The sequence below is a fragment of the Fusobacterium perfoetens genome, assembly GCF_021531475.1.
In the GTDB taxonomy this organism is placed as follows: domain Bacteria; phylum Fusobacteriota; class Fusobacteriia; order Fusobacteriales; family Fusobacteriaceae; genus Fusobacterium_B.
Genome location: NZ_JADYTX010000081.1, coordinates 1 through 369, shown reverse-complemented (window position 1 = coordinate 369; position 369 = coordinate 1). Strand labels below are relative to the sequence as shown.

Genomic DNA, 369 nt, shown 5'->3' with positions numbered 1-369 from the left:
TGTGTTCTCTTGTTTGAGGCATTGGTCCATCAGCTGCTGATACAACTAGGATTGCTCCGTCCATTTGAGCTGCTCCTGTGATCATGTTTTTAACGTAGTCAGCATGTCCTGGACAGTCAACGTGAGCATAGTGTCTTTTTTCTGTTGTATACTCAATGTGAGCTGTGTTGATTGTTATTCCTCTTTCTCTTTCTTCTGGTGCAACGTCGATTTTGTCGAAGTCTACTTTTTCAGCTAGTCCTCTGTCTGATAATACTTTAGATATTGCTGCTGTTGTAGTTGTTTTTCCGTGGTCAACGTGTCCTATTGTACCAATGTTTACATGGGGTTTGCTTCTGTCAAATTTTTCTTTTGCCATTTTTTCCTCCT

The 369-nt window shown here is 40.7% G+C and carries 1 protein-coding gene; it reads right to left on the bottom strand.

From position 1 onward, the window contains the following. A partial coding sequence (locus tag I6E15_RS10085; protein WP_235247639.1) for a GTP-binding protein occupies positions 1–358 on the bottom strand: 358 nt, incomplete at its 3' end. Positions 359–369 lie beyond the last annotated feature (11 nt).